The sequence below is a fragment of the Kitasatospora sp. NPDC056181 genome (assembly GCF_042266225.1).
GTDB lineage: Bacteria > Actinomycetota > Actinomycetes > Streptomycetales > Streptomycetaceae > Kitasatospora.
Map to the genome: position 1 here is coordinate 12,355 of NZ_JBHJUK010000117.1, position 16,553 is coordinate 28,907.

At 73.6% G+C, this 16,553-nt stretch carries 13 protein-coding genes and 3 tRNA genes; 8 read left to right on the forward strand and 8 right to left on the reverse strand.

Features of this window, described 5'->3' with window-relative positions; genetic code table 11:
* The first annotated feature begins 36 nt into the window (after positions 1–36).
* Together dnaG and ACFC1F_RS32555 are read left to right on the forward strand one after the other, a co-directional pair.
* A complete protein-coding gene (dnaG, locus tag ACFC1F_RS32550) occupies positions 37–1,944 on the forward strand; it encodes a DNA primase (RefSeq protein WP_209413376.1) in 1,908 nt (635 codons plus the stop codon).
* Between the two features lie 119 nt (positions 1,945–2,063).
* Positions 2,064–3,269, forward strand: a complete 1,206-nt coding sequence (locus ACFC1F_RS32555; protein ID WP_376163761.1) for a sigma-70 family RNA polymerase sigma factor — start codon at positions 2,064–2,066, stop codon at positions 3,267–3,269.
* A 26-nt stretch (positions 3,270–3,295) separates the two neighbouring features.
* Here the strand turns inward: ACFC1F_RS32555 and ACFC1F_RS32560 are convergent, their stop codons facing one another.
* The 3 genes from ACFC1F_RS32560 to ACFC1F_RS32570 all read right to left on the reverse strand — a co-directional run bounded on the left by ACFC1F_RS32560 (position 3,296) and on the right by ACFC1F_RS32570 (position 7,196).
* Complete coding sequence (locus ACFC1F_RS32560; RefSeq protein WP_376163763.1) at positions 3,296–4,516, reverse strand: DUF2690 domain-containing protein; 1,221 nt, start codon at positions 4,514–4,516, stop codon at positions 3,296–3,298.
* A gap of 842 nt (positions 4,517–5,358) precedes the next feature.
* Positions 5,359–6,792, reverse strand: a complete 1,434-nt coding sequence (locus ACFC1F_RS32565; RefSeq protein WP_209413379.1) for an FGGY family carbohydrate kinase — start codon at positions 6,790–6,792, stop codon at positions 5,359–5,361.
* Positions 6,793–6,899: 107 nt separating this feature from the next.
* Positions 6,900–7,196, reverse strand: coding sequence for a hypothetical protein (locus ACFC1F_RS32570; RefSeq protein ID WP_148645258.1), 297 nt, complete (start codon positions 7,194–7,196; stop codon positions 6,900–6,902).
* Between the two features lie 239 nt (positions 7,197–7,435).
* Here ACFC1F_RS32570 and ACFC1F_RS32575 point away from each other — a divergent pair.
* Together ACFC1F_RS32575 and ACFC1F_RS32580 are read left to right on the forward strand one after the other, a co-directional pair.
* A tRNA-Asn gene (locus tag ACFC1F_RS32575) sits at positions 7,436–7,508 on the forward strand.
* Between the two features lie 60 nt (positions 7,509–7,568).
* Positions 7,569–7,641 (forward strand) — tRNA-Asn (locus ACFC1F_RS32580).
* A gap of 108 nt (positions 7,642–7,749) precedes the next feature.
* Here the strand turns inward: ACFC1F_RS32580 and ACFC1F_RS32585 are convergent.
* On the reverse strand, positions 7,750–8,499 hold the full coding sequence (locus ACFC1F_RS32585) for a serine protease (protein ID WP_209413380.1): 750 nt from the start codon (positions 8,497–8,499) through the stop codon (positions 7,750–7,752).
* A gap of 156 nt (positions 8,500–8,655) precedes the next feature.
* Complete coding sequence (locus ACFC1F_RS32590) at positions 8,656–9,519, reverse strand: trypsin-like serine peptidase (RefSeq protein WP_376163765.1); 864 nt, start codon at positions 9,517–9,519, stop codon at positions 8,656–8,658.
* Positions 9,520–9,710: 191 nt separating this feature from the next.
* Between ACFC1F_RS32590 and ACFC1F_RS32595 the strand changes: the two genes are divergently transcribed.
* A tRNA-Ile gene (locus ACFC1F_RS32595) sits at positions 9,711–9,784 on the forward strand.
* A 195-nt stretch (positions 9,785–9,979) separates the two neighbouring features.
* Positions 9,980–10,903, forward strand: coding sequence for a 1-aminocyclopropane-1-carboxylate deaminase/D-cysteine desulfhydrase (locus ACFC1F_RS32600; RefSeq protein ID WP_376163767.1), 924 nt, complete (start codon positions 9,980–9,982; stop codon positions 10,901–10,903).
* Here the strand turns inward: ACFC1F_RS32600 and ACFC1F_RS32605 are convergent.
* Entirely contained in the window at positions 10,900–12,429 is a 1,530-nt protein-coding gene (locus ACFC1F_RS32605; RefSeq protein ID WP_376163769.1) for an LCP family protein, read from the reverse strand. The two genes, ACFC1F_RS32600 and ACFC1F_RS32605, sit on opposite strands and share 4 nt — an antisense overlap.
* 158 nt (positions 12,430–12,587) lie before the next feature.
* Positions 12,588–13,052, reverse strand: coding sequence for a MarR family winged helix-turn-helix transcriptional regulator (locus tag ACFC1F_RS32610; RefSeq protein WP_148645263.1), 465 nt, complete (start codon positions 13,050–13,052; stop codon positions 12,588–12,590).
* Positions 13,053–13,146: 94 nt separating this feature from the next.
* On the opposite strand from ACFC1F_RS32610, the gene ACFC1F_RS32615 reads away from it, so the two are divergent.
* Both ACFC1F_RS32615 and ACFC1F_RS32620 read left to right on the forward strand, forming a co-directional pair.
* Complete coding sequence (locus tag ACFC1F_RS32615; protein ID WP_376163772.1) at positions 13,147–14,169, forward strand: NADP-dependent oxidoreductase; 1,023 nt, start codon at positions 13,147–13,149, stop codon at positions 14,167–14,169.
* A gap of 362 nt (positions 14,170–14,531) precedes the next feature.
* Complete coding sequence (locus tag ACFC1F_RS32620) at positions 14,532–15,026, forward strand: DUF3145 domain-containing protein (RefSeq protein ID WP_148645265.1); 495 nt, start codon at positions 14,532–14,534, stop codon at positions 15,024–15,026.
* 73 nt (positions 15,027–15,099) lie between these two features.
* On the opposite strand, the gene fabF is transcribed toward ACFC1F_RS32620, so the two are convergent.
* Complete coding sequence (gene fabF, locus ACFC1F_RS32625; protein ID WP_209413385.1) at positions 15,100–16,365, reverse strand: beta-ketoacyl-ACP synthase II; 1,266 nt, start codon at positions 16,363–16,365, stop codon at positions 15,100–15,102.
* Positions 16,366–16,553: the final 188 nt, after the last annotated feature.

Here is a 16,553-nt window from a genome sequence, read left to right on the forward strand (position 1 = left end):
CCCCGGAAACCCACGGCACCCAAGTAGACTTCCGGGGTGGCCGGGCGGATCAGGGACGAAGACGTACAGGCGGTGCGCAGCGCACTGCCGATCGACGTGGTCGTCGGTGACTACGTACAGCTCACCAATGGTGGCGGTGGCGAGTACAAGGGTGTCTGCCCCTTCCACGACGAGAAGTCCGCCTCCTTCTACGTGAACCCCTCCAAGGGCGTCTTCCACTGCTTCGGCTGCCAGGAGAACGGCGACACCATCGCCTTCCTGATGAAGATCGAGCACTTCACCTTCGCCGAGGCCGTCGAGCGGATGGCCGCCCAGGCCAACATCACGCTCCGCTACGAGGAGGGCGGGTACAGCCCCCGCCACCAGCAGGGCGAGCGCACCCGCCTGGTCGAGGCGCACAAGGTGGCCGCCGCCTACTACCAGGAGCAGCTCGTCTCGCCGGAGGCCGAGATCGGCCGCCGTTTCCTGGCCGAGCGCGGCTTCGACGAGCAGGCGGCGCAGACCTTCGGCGTCGGCTACGCCCCGGCGGGCTGGGAGCACCTGGTCCGCTACCTGCGCGGCAAGGGCTTCAGTGACAAGGAGATCCTGCTCGGCGGCCTGGCCTCGCAGGGTCAGCGCGGCGGCCTGATCGACCGCTTCCGGGGCCGGCTGGTCTGGCCGATCCGGGACATCGCGGGCGAGGTGGTCGGCTTCGGCGCCCGCCGCCTGCGCGAGGACGACAACGGCCCGAAGTACCTGAACACCCCCGAGACGCCGATCTACAAGAAGTCCCACGTGCTGTACGGCATCGACCTGGCGAAGAAGGAGATCGCCAAGTCCGGCCGGGCGGTGGTGGTCGAGGGCTACACCGATGTGATGGCCTGCCACCTGGCGGGTGTCACCACGGCGGTGGCCACCTGCGGTACGGCGTTCGCCGAGGATCACATCAAGATCATCCGCCGGCTGCTGATGGACACCTCCCAGTACCGCGGCGAGACCGTCTTCACCTTCGACGGCGACGCCGCGGGCCAGAAGGCCGCCCTGCGCGCCTTCGAGGACGACCAGAAGTTCGCCGCCAAGACCTCCATCGCGGTCAGCCCCGGCGGCATGGACCCGTGCGACCTGCGCCTGGCCAAGGGCGACGAGGCGGTCCGCGAGCTGATCGACAACCCGGTCCCGCTGTTCGAGTTCGCGCTGCGCTCGGCCGTAGCCCGGCACCGGGTGGAGACCCCGGAGGGCCGCTCGGCGGCGCTGGAGGAGGCCGCCCCGATCGTCGCCAAGATCAAGGACCGCTCGATCCAGCACCAGTACGCCGTCCGACTGGCCGGCATGCTCGGCATCCTGGACGAGCAGTTCGTGGTCCGCCGGATCTCCCAGCTGGCCCGCTGGGACCGCGAGCGCCAGCTGAACCCGAGGGCCAACGCCCAGCAGCGCCGCCCCGAGCAGCCGCAGCCGGTCAGGTCCGTCACCCCGCTCTTCCGCCTCAACCCGCGTGACCCGGCCCAGTTCGTCGAGCGCGAGCTGCTCAAACTGGCCCTCCAGCACCCGGACCTCGTCGCCCCGGCCTTCGACCACTACGGCGAGGACGAGTTCCCGACCCCGCCGTACACCGCCGTGCGCCGGGCCATCGCCCAGGCCGGCGGAGCGGCGCACGGGGCCGGCCGGGCCGACTTCACCAGCGAGGTGCGCGAGGCGTCCCCGGACGACCAGGTGCGGTCGCTGGTGACCGAGCTCACCGTGGAGCCGGTGCGTTCGCGCCGCAAGGCGGACGCGATCTACGCGGGGGAGTTCCTGGTGAAGCTGCGGCTCCAGGCGGTGGACCAGAGGATCACCGAAGGGCGCGCCTACCTCAACCAGCTCCACGCTCGTGGCGCGAGCGAGGAGTGGAACGCGGTGAGCAACGAGCTCTGGCAGCTCGAGCAGTACAAGCAGCGACTGCGCAGCCAGGGTGCTGCGGGGCTGTAGCCCTCTCCGGAGAAAGTCCGCGCACGAGTCTCGGCCACGGAGTGTGGCGTGCCGCACACTGGAGGGCGTCCCACCTCCGTACAAGCGCGGGTCCGCCAGAGTCGCGCCCGCCCCGAGGGATGCCCGTGGACCAAGGTCTTGCCGCGACCACCCGCCCGACCACCGACCCGCTCGCCCCCCACGACGACCACGGCCGGGCCGGCGCTCCGCCGCCGGACGGTGCCCGGGTGCCCGCGCAGGGCCACCCCGAGGGCCCCGAGGGCCCTGAACCCTCAGGACCCGAAGCCGAGCCCGAACCCCCTGCCGGAGCCGACTCGGACCCGGACGCCGAGCCCGGTACCGCGGCCGGAGCCGACTCGGACCCGGACGCCGAACCCGACCTCGACGCCGACCCGGCTCCGGCCGGCGCGACCGGCCCCGCGGCGGACCTGCTCCGCCAGTACCTGCGCGAGATCGGCCGGATCCGGCTGCTGAACGCCGCCGAGGAGGTGGAGCTGGCCCGCCGGATCGAGGCCGGCCTCTTCGCCGAGGAGCGGCTGAACCGCGAGCCGCCGCCCGCCGACCCGCTGGCCGGCGAGCTGGACACCCTGGTGGTGATCGGACGGATCGCCAAACGGCGGCTGATCGAGGCCAACCTGCGGTTGGTGGTCTCGGTCGCCAAGCGCTACATCGGCCGCGGGCTGACCCTGCTGGACCTGGTCCAGGAGGGCAACCTCGGCCTGATCCGGGCGGTGGAGAAGTTCGACTACGCCCGCGGCTACAAGTTCTCCACCTACGCCACCTGGTGGATCCGGCAGGCGATGAGCCGGGCGCTGGCGGACCAGGCGCGGACGATCCGGGTGCCGGTGCACGTGGTCGAACTGATCAACCGCGTGGTCCGGGTCCAGCGCGCGCTGCTCCAGCAGCGCGGGACCGAACCGACCCCGGCGGAGATCGCCGTCGTACTGGAGCTGACCGAGGCGAGGGTGCGCGAGCTGATCCGGTTGGCCCAGGAGCCGATCTCGCTGCACACCCCGGTCGGCGAGGAGGACGACGTGGCGCTCGGAGACCTGATCGAGGACGCCGACGCCGCCTCACCCGCCGAGTCCGCCACCTTCCTGCTGTTGCGTCAGCACCTGGAGGCGGTGCTGGCCACCCTCGGCGAACGCGAGCGCCAGGTCGTCCAGCTCCGTTACGGCCTGGACGACGGCCGCCCCCGCACCCTGGAGGAGATCGGGGTGGTGTTCGGGGTGACCAGGGAACGGATCCGCCAGATCGAGTCCAAGACCCTGGTCAAGCTCCGCGACCACGCCTTCGCCGAGCAGCTCCGCGGCTACCTGGACTAGGAACCGACGGACCGGGAGCCGATGAACTAGGAGCTGACGGGCGCCGTGCCGCTCGGGCCGGCGCCACCCGGGCTCGCGGTGGCGTCCACGCTTGGGGTGGTGGAGCCCGGGGTGGTGGAGCCCGGGGCGGTCGGGCTCGCCGTGGCCGGCGGCGAGGCCGGGCCGATCGGGATCGGGGTGGAGGCGACCAGGTGTGCCAGGTCGGAGGCGCTCACCGTGCAGGCGCCCCCGGCCGGCTGCTGTCCGCAGACCTGGAAGGTCGCGGCCGGGTCCCCCGCGTTGACCATCAGCGAGTAGTTGTCGTACCCCCAGTGGATCAGCGCCGTCTCCGTCTCGCCGCTGCTGCTGGTGATGGTGGAGGAGTCGCCCGGCTCGCCCTCGGTGATGGCGGCCCAGGCGGCCTGGCACTTCTGGCTGTACCGGAGGTAGATGACCACCTTGCCGATGTTGTTGGTCTGCAGGGTCCGGGCGTCGGCCCCGCAGCCGGTCGCCTTGGGGTCCTTGTGCGAGCAGCCCATCGCCTGGCAGGCGGAGGCCGGCGGGGCCGGTGAGGCTGGCTTGGCGGCCGGGCTCGTGGCCGAGGTCGGGACGGGCTGCGCGACGGCGGCCGGCTCCTCCCTGTCGCCGTGGGTGTACCGGACCCCGGCCAGCACCAGCAGTACCGCCGCCGCCATCGCGCCGGCCGCCAGCGCCACCGGCCGGCGCCACCACGGCGTCGCCGGGGAGGGCTCCCCGGTGACGGGGCCCACGGCAAGGTCCTCCGCAGGATCGGCGGCCTCCGTCGCGGGCCCGGCCGCCGTCCCGGCCGCCGTCCCGGCCGCCGGCCCGGAGAGGACGACCGTGGGGCCCTCCGGCATGGCCTCCCCACCGGGTTCCACGGATTCCACGCCGGACTCCCCACCGGCTTCCACGGGCTCCACGCCGGATTCCACGGACTCCATGCCGGGCTCCATGCCGTCCCCGGCCCGCGGCTCCTGGACGTTCTCCGGCGCCACCGCGTCCGCCCAGAGCACCCGCAGCCTGGGGCCGTCGCACTCCACGGCCCCGATCAGCGCGTCCAGCGCCTGTTCGGTGACGACCCGTTTGCCGTTGAGCCAGCGCTCCCAGGAGGCGCGGCTGTAGTGGGTCCGGGTCGCCAGCTCCGACAGCGAGAGTCCGGTCGCGTCCTTGACGGCGCGGAGCTCCTCCGTCAGGCGTCGGGCGGGGCCGGACAGCTCGTCCGGCAGTTGCTTCCAGGCGGATGCCATGAGGCCTTCCCAACATCAGAAACAGGGGACGCGGGACCAACAGGGGCCGAGTTGGGCACCGGCCCGGGGCCTGGGGGCGTCTCCCGCGTCTCCAACCTCACCGGCCTGCCGTCTCAAACACCAGGTCATGGCGCTGAGACGGACGGAAGTGTCTCACACCCCCGCTGACGACTCGAACATTCACACGTCAGTCGTGCAGAGTTCTCAGGCCGGTCCGATTTCGGCGCCCTGATCCTTCGTCCGGGCACCGATTCCGGGCCGGTTCCCTGACGTCCCGAATCCCCCACCGGCCGGGGCAGCCTCGCGGGGGGAGGCTGCCCCGGACCGCAGGGACGCGCGGCGGGGAGGGCACATCGTGCAGCCCTCCCCGCCGCGACCATTTCCTCCCCGGAACGACGCGGGTCCCCAGGACCGACGCGGGGGAGCGGGGGATCCGGGGCGCATCCCGGGCGTACCGGGGGCCGTGCCGCTGTCAGTGGTGAGGCCGGTGCGCTGCGGTGCATCCAGCGGCGTTCGAGGGCGAGTCCGGCCGGCATGCAGGCCCCACCGGAGCCGTGGTGGAGCAGCCGGCGGCGCTGTCCGGGGCCGGGGCGTGCCAGAGGCCGGCGAGGACCGCCACGCAGCGCCGTTGCGGCTCGGCAGTGCCGACGAACGGGCTGACGGTCAGCCGGCCGTCGTCGCCGGCGCCCCTGGGCAGCGCCATGAGGTCCTGCCGACCCCCGCTCCGGCGATCCCTTCGCAGTCCACGCAGTCCACGCTGTCACTGGGCGCGGGGTGACGCGTTCTCACCGCCGCACAGGACGTCCACCGGGACGTCCCACCGGGCCGTCCCAGGGACCGTCTCACCCGGCCGTCTCCGGGTGGATCTGCTCGCGCGCGGCCCGGTACTGCTGGCGCACCGCCGAGCCGACCGGCAGGTCCTGTTCGGCGTCCGGGGTGACGGTGACCGTCTCCGGAAGCTCCCACCGCGGCGGCTCGGGGGTGCCCGCCAGCGCCCAGGCGGCTTGCCGGGCCGCGCCGCGGGCCGCGTGGGCGCCGGGCGGCGGCACCACGACGGGTACGCCGAACAGCAGCGGCGCGATCTGCCGGACGGCGGGCAGGCGCCCGGCCGCGCCCAGCAGGAAGACCCGCTTCACCTCGACGCCCCGGGCGCGCAGCACGTCCAGCGCGTCCGCGAGGTTGCAGAGCATGCCCTCGACGGCGGCCCGGGCCAGGTGCTGCGGGGTCATCGACTCGGCCCGCACCCCGGTCAGCGTGCCGGCCGCGTGCGGCAGCGCGGGCGTCCGCTCGCCGTCCAGGTAGGGCAGCAGCACCATCCCGTAGGCGCCGGGGGAGGACTGCAGGGCGAGCTCGCTCAGGCCCTCCAGGTCCCGGCCGAGCAGCGCGGCGGTGGAGCGGAGCACCTGGGCGGCGTTCAGGGTGGCGACCATCGGCAGGTGGCGGCCGGTGGCGTCGGCGAACGAGGAGACCAGCCCGGTGGCGTCCACCACGGCCTGCCCGTGCACGGCGAAGATCGTCCCGGAGCTGCCGAGCGAGACCGCCGCGTCGCCGGGTTCGAGGCCGAGGCCGAGGGCGGCGGCCATGTTGTCACCGGTGCCGGCCGAGATCAGCAGGCCCTCGGGGGTGTGCCCGGCGGGCTCGGCCGGGCCGAGTACGTGCGGCAGCTTCAGCTCGTGGCCGAGGGCCAGCTCGATCAGGTCCTGCCGGTACTCGCCGGTGATCGGCGACCAGTAGCCGGTGCCGGAGGCGTCGCCGCGGTCGGTGGTGCGCCGTTTGGGGTGGCCCAGCAGCTGCCAGACCAGCCAGTCGTGCGGCAGCAGAACCTCGGCCACCCGGCGGGCGTTGGCCGGCTCGAACTCGGCCAGCCAGCGCAGCTTGGCGATGGTGTACGTCGGGCCCGGGACGGCGCCGATCGCGGCCGTCCAGGCCGCCGCGCCGCCGAGCGCGTCCAGCAGGGCGGCCGCGGCGCCGCTGGAGCGCGGGTCGTTCCAGAGGATCGCGGGCCGTACCAGCACGCCCCCGGCGTCCAGGCCGATCATGCCGTGCTGCTGCGCGCTGACGCCGATCGCCCGGACGCCCTCCAGCAGGCCGCCGGCGGCCGCGTCGCCGAGCGAGTGCAGCCAGATCTGCGGGTCGGCCTCGCCGGCCCGGGTGTCCTGGCCTTCGGGGGCGGGGTGCGGCGCCTTGCCGGACCGCAGCACCGCGCCGGTGCCGGTGTCGCACGCGACGATCCGGGTGCGACCGGTCGAGCTGTCTATCCCCGCGACGATGGCCATGTCGAGATCATGCCTCAGCGGGCGTCCGGACGCGGTTCGTCCGGGCAAGTGTTGCCCCTTCGGTACCGCTCCGGAGCCGTCCCGGACACCCTGCCGTCACCGCCCGGTCACGGACGGAAGGTACCCCAGCTGTCGTCCTCCACCCGGGGCCGGTTGAAGTACGGCACCCGGTCGGTGACCGAGTTCGGCAGCTTGTCCCCGACCTTGTCCGCGACGGCTCCGGCCGCCTTCCCGGCGGCGGCGCCGGCCTGCTGCCTGGCCTTGTCGGCGGCGGTCTGCACCTTGGGGTTCTGGGCGACCTGCCGGGTGACCTTGGCGATCTGCTCGTACCGCTGGCGCCCCGCCCGCGAGCCCAGGACGTAGCCGGCCGCGAGTCCGACGATCAACGACAGCTTCCACATGATCGGATTCCACCCTCTCCTGGCGGCGTCTGCCGCATTGCCCTACCCGTCCTTCGGGGCGGCGAACCGTCCGCGCCCCCAGCATCCCCGGGTGCTCCGCGGGGCGCGCGCGGGGCGCGCCGGGCGGGGTCGCCGGGAGGGCCGGGGAAAGCGATTGGCGGACCACCCCCCCGAGTGCGCTAATGTATGTCCCGCAGCGAGCGCCGAGGAGCCCGGGAAACCGGGGCCGAAGCGGAAGCCGATCCCCCATAGCTCAATTGGCAGAGCAGCCGACTGTTAATCGGCAGGTTATTGGTTCGAGTCCAATTGGGGGAGCTCAGGTCGCGGTCCCTCCGGGGGCGGTCGGCCTGCCCGTGGTGGCGTGTGTCACCGCGATCCCGCATAGCTCAATTGGCAGAGCAGCCGGCTGTTAACCGGCAGGTTTTTGGTTCGAGTCCAAATGCGGGAGCTTCACCGGGTCCGCCCGGTGTCTGCTCAGAGCGAAGGCCCCCCGGTCGACCGGGGGGCCTTCGTGTTGTGCCGCACGTCCGGGGCGTCCCGCCCGTGCGGCCGGGCCTCAGGCCGTGGCCTGGCGGTACAGCTCGGCGACCCGGCCGTCGAAGGTGATGCTGTACGAGGTGCCGGGGGTCTCGCCGCCCTCCTGGTAGCCGCCGATCACGCCGACCACCGCGCCGGTCGGGGTGATCCACGGGCTGCCGCTGGTGCCGTCGGTGTAGCCGCCGCAGTCGAAACGTTCCTGGGTGGGACTCTGCGACCTGGTCCGGGCCGAGCAGGTGATCGGCTCGCCGCTCGCGTTGGGGTAGCCGGTCACCGAGACCGGGAGACCGAAGCCCTGGCCGGTGCCGAGCGGGTTGCCGCCGACCGCGTCCTCGACCTCCCGGCCGTCCGCCGGACGGAGGGTGACGAACGCCACGTCGTACTCGGGGTCGTCGCCGGCCGACCAGCGTGGGTCGACGGTGACCGACTGCACCGGCCAACTCCCGTAGGGGGAGTATCCGTTGCGGTAGCCGGGGGTGAACACCAGGCCGTCCAGCAGGCCGATCCGGCGGCTCTGCACGCAGTGTGCGGCGGTCACCAGCAGATTGCGCCGCGGGCTGTGCACCACGCTCGCCGTGCAGGCCCGGGGGCCGTCGGCGGTGTGGATCGAGAGGGTGCCGACCCGGTCGCCCGCCGGGCTCTGCTGCGCGACCGCGGCGGTCGGGGGCAGGTTGTCCCCTCCGCCGCACGCGGTGCCGGCGGCGAGCAGCAGGGCCGCCAGTGCGACCGCCTGGGCCGCACGCGGGAGCCGTACCGGGCGGGAGGCCATCGCGGCTCCGTCTCGTCCTCGGGGCGGCCCCTGCGGGTCGTGCGGACCGCCGTACGTGAGGAAGATCTACCAGTCCCCGCCCGGCGGCGCCAACCCCGGCGTCCGGCGCCTTCCCTTTGGGGCGTCCGGGTGGTGCGGGGACGGTCCGGGGCCCGGTCAGCCGGTGGCGCGGTCGTACAGCGCCTGGACCCGGTCCCCGAAGTAGCTGCTGTACGAGGTGTCGGGGGTGTCGCCGCCCTCCTGGTAGCCGCCGATCACGCCGACCACGGTGCCGGTACGGGTGTCCGGGTCGAAGTCGGTCACCCAGGGGCTGCCGCTGGTGCCGCCGGTGTAGTCCGGGCAGTCGATCCTCAGCTGGGTCGGGCTCTGCTCGGTGGTGGTGTTGCTGCAGGTGATCGGGACCTCGCTGGTGCCGGGGTAGCCGGTGACCTTCACCGGGAGCCGGTAGCCGCGGTCGATCCCCAGCCGGTTGGCGCCGAGCACCTGCTGCACCTGTTGCCCGTTCTGCGGCTGCACCACCGCGAAGGCGACGTCGACGTCCGGGTCGCCGTCGTCCTTCCAGGCCTGGTCGACGGTGACCGCCAGCAGCGGCCAGACCCCGCTCGGGGTGTCGCCGTCCCGGTAGCCGGGGACGAAGACCAGGTCGCTGCGCTGGCCGAGCTGCGGGTCCCAGACGCAGTGCGCGGCGGTGACGATCAGGTTGAGTCCGGCGCTGTCGACCACGCTGGCGGTGCAGAAGTGGTCGCCGTCCGCGTTGCGGGTGAAGACGGCGCCGATTAGGCCGTTGAGCACGGTGGGCTTGGCGGTGCGGGTGACGCCGGTCTGCCGGCCGAGGGCGCCGCGCAGCCGTTCCCGGTTCCAGCCGTGGCCGCCGGTGGAGGCGGGGCCCGAGCCGGAGGCCGAGGCCGGGTGCGAACCCACCGTCGGGGTGGCACCGCCGGGGCCCGCCGCGGTGGTGCAGCCCGCCGCCGCGAGGACCGCCAGTGCGGCTCCGGCCGCCGCCAGCTCACGTACCGTCATCCGCCCAGGCTCCAGGGGGCCGCCGGGGTCCCGCCAGCGGAGCTGCTCCGCGCGGGGAGGCGTGCATCCGCGCGCACCCATGTGCGCCCCCGGCGCGCACCACGGGTGATCGACCGGCTATGCTGCCCGGGACGGCCGCGCGGGGCCGTCTGCTGCTGCCGCGGCCGGGCGACCGGTGCGCGCGGCGAACCGGGGCGGTAGCTCAGCCGGTTAGAGCAGGGGACTCATAATCCCTTGGTCGTGGGTTCGAGTCCCACCCGCCCCACCCTTCGCCCGGACGACCGGGCTTGACCAGGTGTGGTCATCTGCACGCACTCTAGTGACCGGTGGTCCCGGCGGCCGTACCGACAGGCCGGGAATCACCCGAATAGGGCCGCTCCCGGGGCTCGTTGACGCCACCCGCCGCCCGGGCCCGCCCCCGTCGCCGTGGTGCCCCGCCCCGCCTCCGTATCCTGGCCCGATGCTCGAACCCGCACTGCTGCCGACCCCGCTGGTGGACTGCACCGACGAGGTGCTGGCGTGGGCCGGGGTGCGGCTGCGGCTCAAACGCGACGACCTGCTGCACCCGGCGGTGCCGGGCAACAAGTGGCGCAAGCTCGGGCCCAACCTGGAGGCGGCCGTCCGGCAGGGGCGGACCAGGCTGCTGACCTTCGGCGGGGCCTACTCCACCCATCTGCGCGCGGTCGCCGTGGCGGCCGGCGCGCTCGGGCTGGAGAGCGTCGGGCTGGTCCGCGGCGAGGAGCTGGCCGACGCACCGCGCAACTGGTCGCTGCGGGCGGCCGAGGCGGCGGGGATGGAACTGGTCTTCCTGTCCCGCTCCGAGTACCGGGGGACGGCCGGGCGCTGCGAGCTGGACGAGGACGTGGCGGCGGGCCTGCAACGGCGCTGGGGCCCTTGCGCGGTGCTGCCGGAGGGTGGCTCCAACGCCTTGGCGGCGACCGGCGCGGCGGCCGTCCCGGCGGAGCTGCCGGACCTCGGTGAGCGGGACGTGGTCTGCTGCCCGGTCGGCACCGGCGGCACCCTGGCCGGGATCGCGGCCGGCCTGCCGCCGGGCGCGCGGGCACTGGGGGTGGCGGTGCTGCGCGGCGGCGCCGGCTACCTGGAGGGCGAGGTCGCCCGGCTGCACCGGGCCGCCTACGGGCGGGAGTTCGGCAACTGGCGGATCGACCACGACCACCACGGCGGCGGCTACGGCCGGGTCCCGCCCGGGCTGGAGGCCTTCGCCGAGGGCTTCGAGCGGCGCCACGGGATCGCCCTGGAGCGCCGCTACGTCGCCAAGCTGCTGGCCGCCCTGTACGACCTGGCCGGGGCCGGGGCGTTCCCGGCGGGCACCCGGCTGACCGCGGTGGTCACCGGTCTGCCGGACCCGCCGGACGCCGGCTAGCCGAAGGTCAGGTTGGCGCAGGGGTCGGTGTCGGCCCCGCGGCTGTTCTCGGTGATGCCGCTGGGTACGCCGGTCGGGGTGGGCGTGCCGGTGGTGGTGGGGCCGGCCGCCGGCCCGCCCGGGATGTCGACGGAGTCGAGCACGGTGCCGGCCGTCGGGCGGTAGTCGCGGCCCAGGGTGACGGTGATCCCCCCGGAGCCCGCCTCCTCGACCGGCCGTGCCCCCGGGAAGAGCGGCGCGAGCCGGTCGGCGAGGGCCTTCAGCGCCGGGTCGTACGCGATCTCGGTCTGCAGCCGGCCGCCGTTGGTGGGGCCCAGGGTGACGTTCTGGAAGCCCTTGGCACGGACGGCCTCGGCGCCCTTGCCGGCCAGCCCGGGGGTGCCGACGCCGTTGACGACGGTGATCGGCGCGGCCGCCTCGCCGGGCGAGAGCGCGGTGGGCGAGGCCTCGGAGGCGGTCGTGGCGGACGGGGAGGCGGAGGCGGCGGCGGACGGGGATGCGGGCGCCGCGCCGGTGGACTGCCCGTCCAGCGTGCGGTCCTCGCGCAGCAGCTTCCAGAGGGTGTCGACGTCCGGGTGGACCAGGGCGACCCGGTCGCCGGAGTAGCGCCAGGGGGTGGTGACGAAGGTGATGTCGGACAGCTTGATCTGCTGGAGCGACTGGGCGAAGTCGACCAGCTTCATCGCGGTGCCCAGGCCCTCGTCCACGGTGAGCGAGCGGGTGGCCGCGTCGGCCAGCGGGAGCAGGGTCGGCAGCGAGAAACCCTGGCCCTGGACCTTCCTGATCATCGAGGAGAGGAACGCCTGCTGGCGCTTCATCCGGCCGATGTCGGAGTTGTCGCCGAAGCCGTAGCGGGCCCGCAGGTAGTCCACCGCGGGCTGCCCGGAGAGCTTCTGCATCCCCTTCTTGAGGTGGATGTTGTGCGAGTTCACGTCGTTGGGGACGCAGGCGTCCACGCCGTTGACGGCCTCGGTCATCGCGGCGACGCCCTTGAAGTCGACCACGATGGTGTGGTCGATCCGCAGGCCGGTCAGCGTCTCGACGGTGTTCTGCGTGCAGGCCGGGTTCCCCTTGGGGAACTCGCCCACGGTGAAGGCCGAGTTGAACATCTGGTTGGTCCTGGGGGACGTCCAGCCGCCGCCGGGCAGCCGGCAGGCCGGGATGGTCACCAGCGTGTCGCGGGGTATGGAGACGCCGACGGCGTGCTTGTGGTCGGCGTATATGTGCAGCAGGATCGCGGTGTCGGAGTGGCCGACGCCCTCATCGCCGCCGCCGAGGTCCGCGTTGCCGTCGTCCCGGGTGTCCGAGCCGAGGACCAGGACGTTGACCGGGACCAGGGCGCCGGGGGTGACCGGGACGGGGGCCGGCGGCCGTTCGGTGGCGACGCCGCCCGCGTCGAAGGTGGTGATGTTGCTGTCCAGCCGGTGGTAGAACCAGGCGCCGGCGCCGGCCACCGACAGCACGAGAACGGCGGCGAGGCCCACGGCGGTCCGTATGATGCGCCGCCGGCGCGAGCTGCTGCTCATCCCCCCGGGACCTCCGTCTTCTGGTGTCGTTCCCTGCACGCACCGGCTCATGGGCAGGCCGGTGCGAGTCTCGAACGTTAGACGTTCCGGGGGAGTGTTCGGTTACAGCCGGATGCCTGCCAATTGCGCCGGATCGGCCGCCGGGACCGTGATGCTGCTCACGCTCCGGGGCCGGAGGCGCCGGAGAGCATCCGGCGGAGCAGGTCGCGCAGCACCGTCCGCTCGTCGGGGCCGAGGGCGGCCAGCGGCTCGCGGGCGAAGTTCAGCGACTCGCGCAGCTCCTCGGAGGCGGCCGCGCCGGAGTCGGTGGCGGCGACCAGCTTGACCCGGCGGTCCTGCCGGTCGGCCTCCCGGGTGACGAAGCCGCGGGACTCCAGGCGGTCGACGATGCCGGTGATGTTGGACGGCTCGCAGCTGAGCGTCTGGGCGATGTGGCGCATCGGCATCGGTCCGCGCCGCAGCAGGGCGAGGACCTTGGCCTGGGCGCCGGTGAGCGAGCGGGCGGCGGCGGCCTCCTCGTACTCGCGGTGGAAGAGCGCGACCAGGTTGGCCATCAGGTCGACGACCTCACGGGTGATCTCGTCGGGCTGCGGCGCGCCGGATCGGGTCGGCTGGGTGTCCATGACCCACAGTCTACCTGAACAGTTGACAACATGAACCTTTCATGTCCATCGTTACTTCATTAAGTCAACCTTTCAGGCAGCAAGGAGCACCCCGATGGCCGAGCAGGAAGCGCCCGCCACCGCCCGCGAATGGCACCTCGCCGCGCGCCCCCAGGGCTGGCCCGTCCCGACCGACTTCGCGTTGGTCGAGGCGCCGGTCCGAACCCCGGGCCCGGGCGAGATCCTGGTCCGCAACGCCTACCTCTCGGTCGACCCGTACATGCGCGGCCGGATGAACGACGTGAAGTCCTACGTCCCGCCGTTCGAGCTCGGTCGGCCGATGGACGGCGGCGCGGTCGGCTACGTGGTCGCCTCCGCCGCCGAGGGCTTCGCCCCGGGCGACGCCGTGCTGCACGGGCTCGGCTGGCGCGAGTACGCCACCGTCGAGGCGAAGCGCGCGGTGAAGGTCGACCCGTCCGTGCCGCTCTCCGCCTACCTCGGCGTGCTCGGCATGACCGGCCTCACGGCGTACGCCGGCCTGCTGGCGGTCGGCGGCCTCAAGGAGGGCGACCGGGTCTTCGTCTCCGGCGCGGCCGGCGCCGTCGGCTCGATGGTCGGCCAGATCGCCCGGCTCAAGGGCGCCTCTCTGGTGGTCGGCTCGGCCGGCTCGGCGGAGAAGGTCGCCAGGCTGACCGGCGAGTACGGTTTCGACGCCGCGTTCAACTACAAGGACGCCCCCGTCGCCGAGCAGCTCGCCAAGGCCGCACCCGAGGGCATCGACCTCTACTTCGACAACGTCGGCGGCGAGCACCTGGAGGCCGCGATCGGCGCGCTCGGCGTGCACGGCCGCGCGGTGCTCTGCGGCGCGATCGCCCAGTACAACGAGACCACCGCGCCGGCGGCCCCGCGCAACCTGGCGCTGGCGATCGGCAAGCGGCTGCGCCTGGAGGGCATGCTGGTGGGCGACCACGCCGCCCTGCAGCCGCAGTTCGTCGCCGAGGTCGGCGGCTGGCTGGCGGAGGGCAGGCTGCGCAACGAGGAGACCGTGGTGGGCGGTTTCGAGAACACCGCCGACGCCTTCCTGGACCTCCTGCGCGGCGGCAACGCCGGCAAGATGGTGGTCCGCCTCGACGGCTGACGCCCGGTCAACTCCCTGTCGCCAGGCCGCCCCGCCGCACCCCGTGCGCGCGGGGCGGTTTGCGTACCGGGCGCAGGGGAACCGGCCGCACTACCGGATTCCGGCCGGATCCGAAAGTGCGTCATCCACGGTGCGGGGCGGCGCGGTACGGTGGTCCCGCCTGGCGATGGGGCCGTTCGGGGGAGAGATCCGACCGAGGGGTGGACCTCGTTCAGGATTCGACTAGCATTGAGCGAAAGCCTGTCCGTTTTGCTCAATTTAGTGGCTTAATGTCGGCTAACGTGGGTAACTGTGGATCAACTACAGGCACGAACGCGAGGCAGCTGGGGAAGGCGACCCTCGTCCACAGCCTGGAGGTCCCGGTGACGACACGTGGAGTCCTGTACGTCCACTCCGCGCCCCGCGCGCTGTGCCCGCACGTCGAGTGGGCCGTCGCAGGGGTGCTGGGTGCACGGGTGAGTCTGGACTGGATCCGCCAGCCGGCCGCGCCCGGACACTGGCGGGCCGAGCTGTCCTGGCAGGGTGAGCCCGGTACGGCCTCGAAGCTCGCCTCCGCGCTGCGCGGCTGGCAGCTGATGCGGTACGAGGTCACCAGCGAGCCCTGCGCCACCGCGGAGGGCGAGCGGTACAGCAGCACGCCCGCGCTCGGCATCTTCCACGCCGTCACGGGCATCCACGGCGACATCCTGATCCCCGAGGACCGGTTGCGCGCCGTCCTGCTGCGCGCCCGCAGCGAGGGGGCGGACCTGGAGGCCGAGATCTCCCGGCTGCTCGGCAAGCCCTGGGACGACGAGCTGGAGCCGTTCCGCTACGCGGGCGAGGGCGCCCCGGTGCGCTGGCTGCACCAGGTGGTCTGAGACGACGCGAAGGGGCCGGCGCCCGTGGCGGGCGCCGGCCCCTTCGCGTGTGCGATCAGGCGGTCCTGGCGGTTCAGACGGTGCGGAAGGCCAGCACCACGTTGTGGCCGCCGAAGCCGAACGAGTTGTTCAGCGCCGCGATCCGGCCCTCGGGCAGCGGACGGGCCACGTCCCGGACGATGTCCGCGTCCACGTCGTCGTCCAGCTCCTCGACGTTGATGGTCGGCGGGGCGGTCCGCTTGTACAGGGCCAGCACGGTGGCGACGGTCTCGATGCCGCCGGCGCCGCCCAGCAGGTGGCCGGTCATCGACTTGGTGGCCGAGACGGCGATGTGGTCCAGGTGCTCGCCGAGCTCCTTGCGCAGCGCCTTCAGCTCGGCCGTGTCACCCTGCGGGGTCGACGTGGCGTGCGCGTTGACGTGCACGATCTCGGCCTTGTCCAGCTCGTTGCGCTCGAACAGGTCGGCCAGCGCACGGGCCACACCGGCGCCGGTCGGCTCGGGCTGGGCGATGTGGTGGGCGTCCGAGGACAGGCCCTGGCCCACGGCCTCGCAGTAGATCCGGGCGCCGCGCGCCTCGGCGTGCTCGACCGACTCCAGCACGACCACGCCCGCGCCCTCGCCGAGCACGAAGCCGTCGCGGCCCTTGTCGTACGGGCGGGAGGCGCGCTGCGGCTCGTCGTTGTTCTTGGACATCGCCATCATGTTGGCGAACGCGGCGATCGGCAGCGGGTGGATCGCGGCCTCGGTGCCGCCGGCCACCACGACGTCGGCGCGGCCGGTACGGATCATCTCGATCGCGTAGCCGATCGCCTCGGCGCCGGAGGCACAGGCGGAGACGGGGGTGTGCACACCCGCGCGGGCGCCGACCTCCAGGCCGACGTTGGCCGCCGGGGAGTTGGGCATCAGCATCGGGACGGTGTGCGGGGAGACCTTGCGGACGCCCTTCTCCTTCAGCACGTCGTACTGGTCGAGGAGGGTGGTCACGCCGCCGATGCCGGAGGCGATCACGGCGCCCAGGCGCTCGGGGGCGAGCTTGGACGACTCGTCGGTGGCCGGGGTCTCGTAGCCGGCGTCGGCCCAGGCCTCGCGGGCCGCGATCAGCGCGAACTGCGCCGAGCGGTCCAGTCGGCGGGCCAGCGGGCGGGGGAGGATCTCGCCCGGGTCGACCGCGGTGCGCGCGGCGATCCGGACGGGCAGCTCGGCGGCCCACTCCTCGGTGAGGGCGGCCACGCCGGAGTGCCCGGCGACCAGGTTCTCCCAGGTCGTGGCGGCGTCGCCGCCCAGCGGCGTGAAGGCGCCGATACCCGTGACTACCACGGTACGGTTTTCAGCGGTCACTGGATCTTCTTCTCTCACGTTGCGGGGGTTCGGCGGCGGGCCGGGGGTGGGACCCGGCCGGGCGCCCGCGGGGGCGTCCGGCCGGAAGGTCGGCCGGCGCGGGGCGCCGGCCGACCGGAGGCGTAGATCGGGGCGGACGCTCAGGCGTTGGCGAGGGAGTAGTCCACCGCGTCGCCCACGGGCTTCGG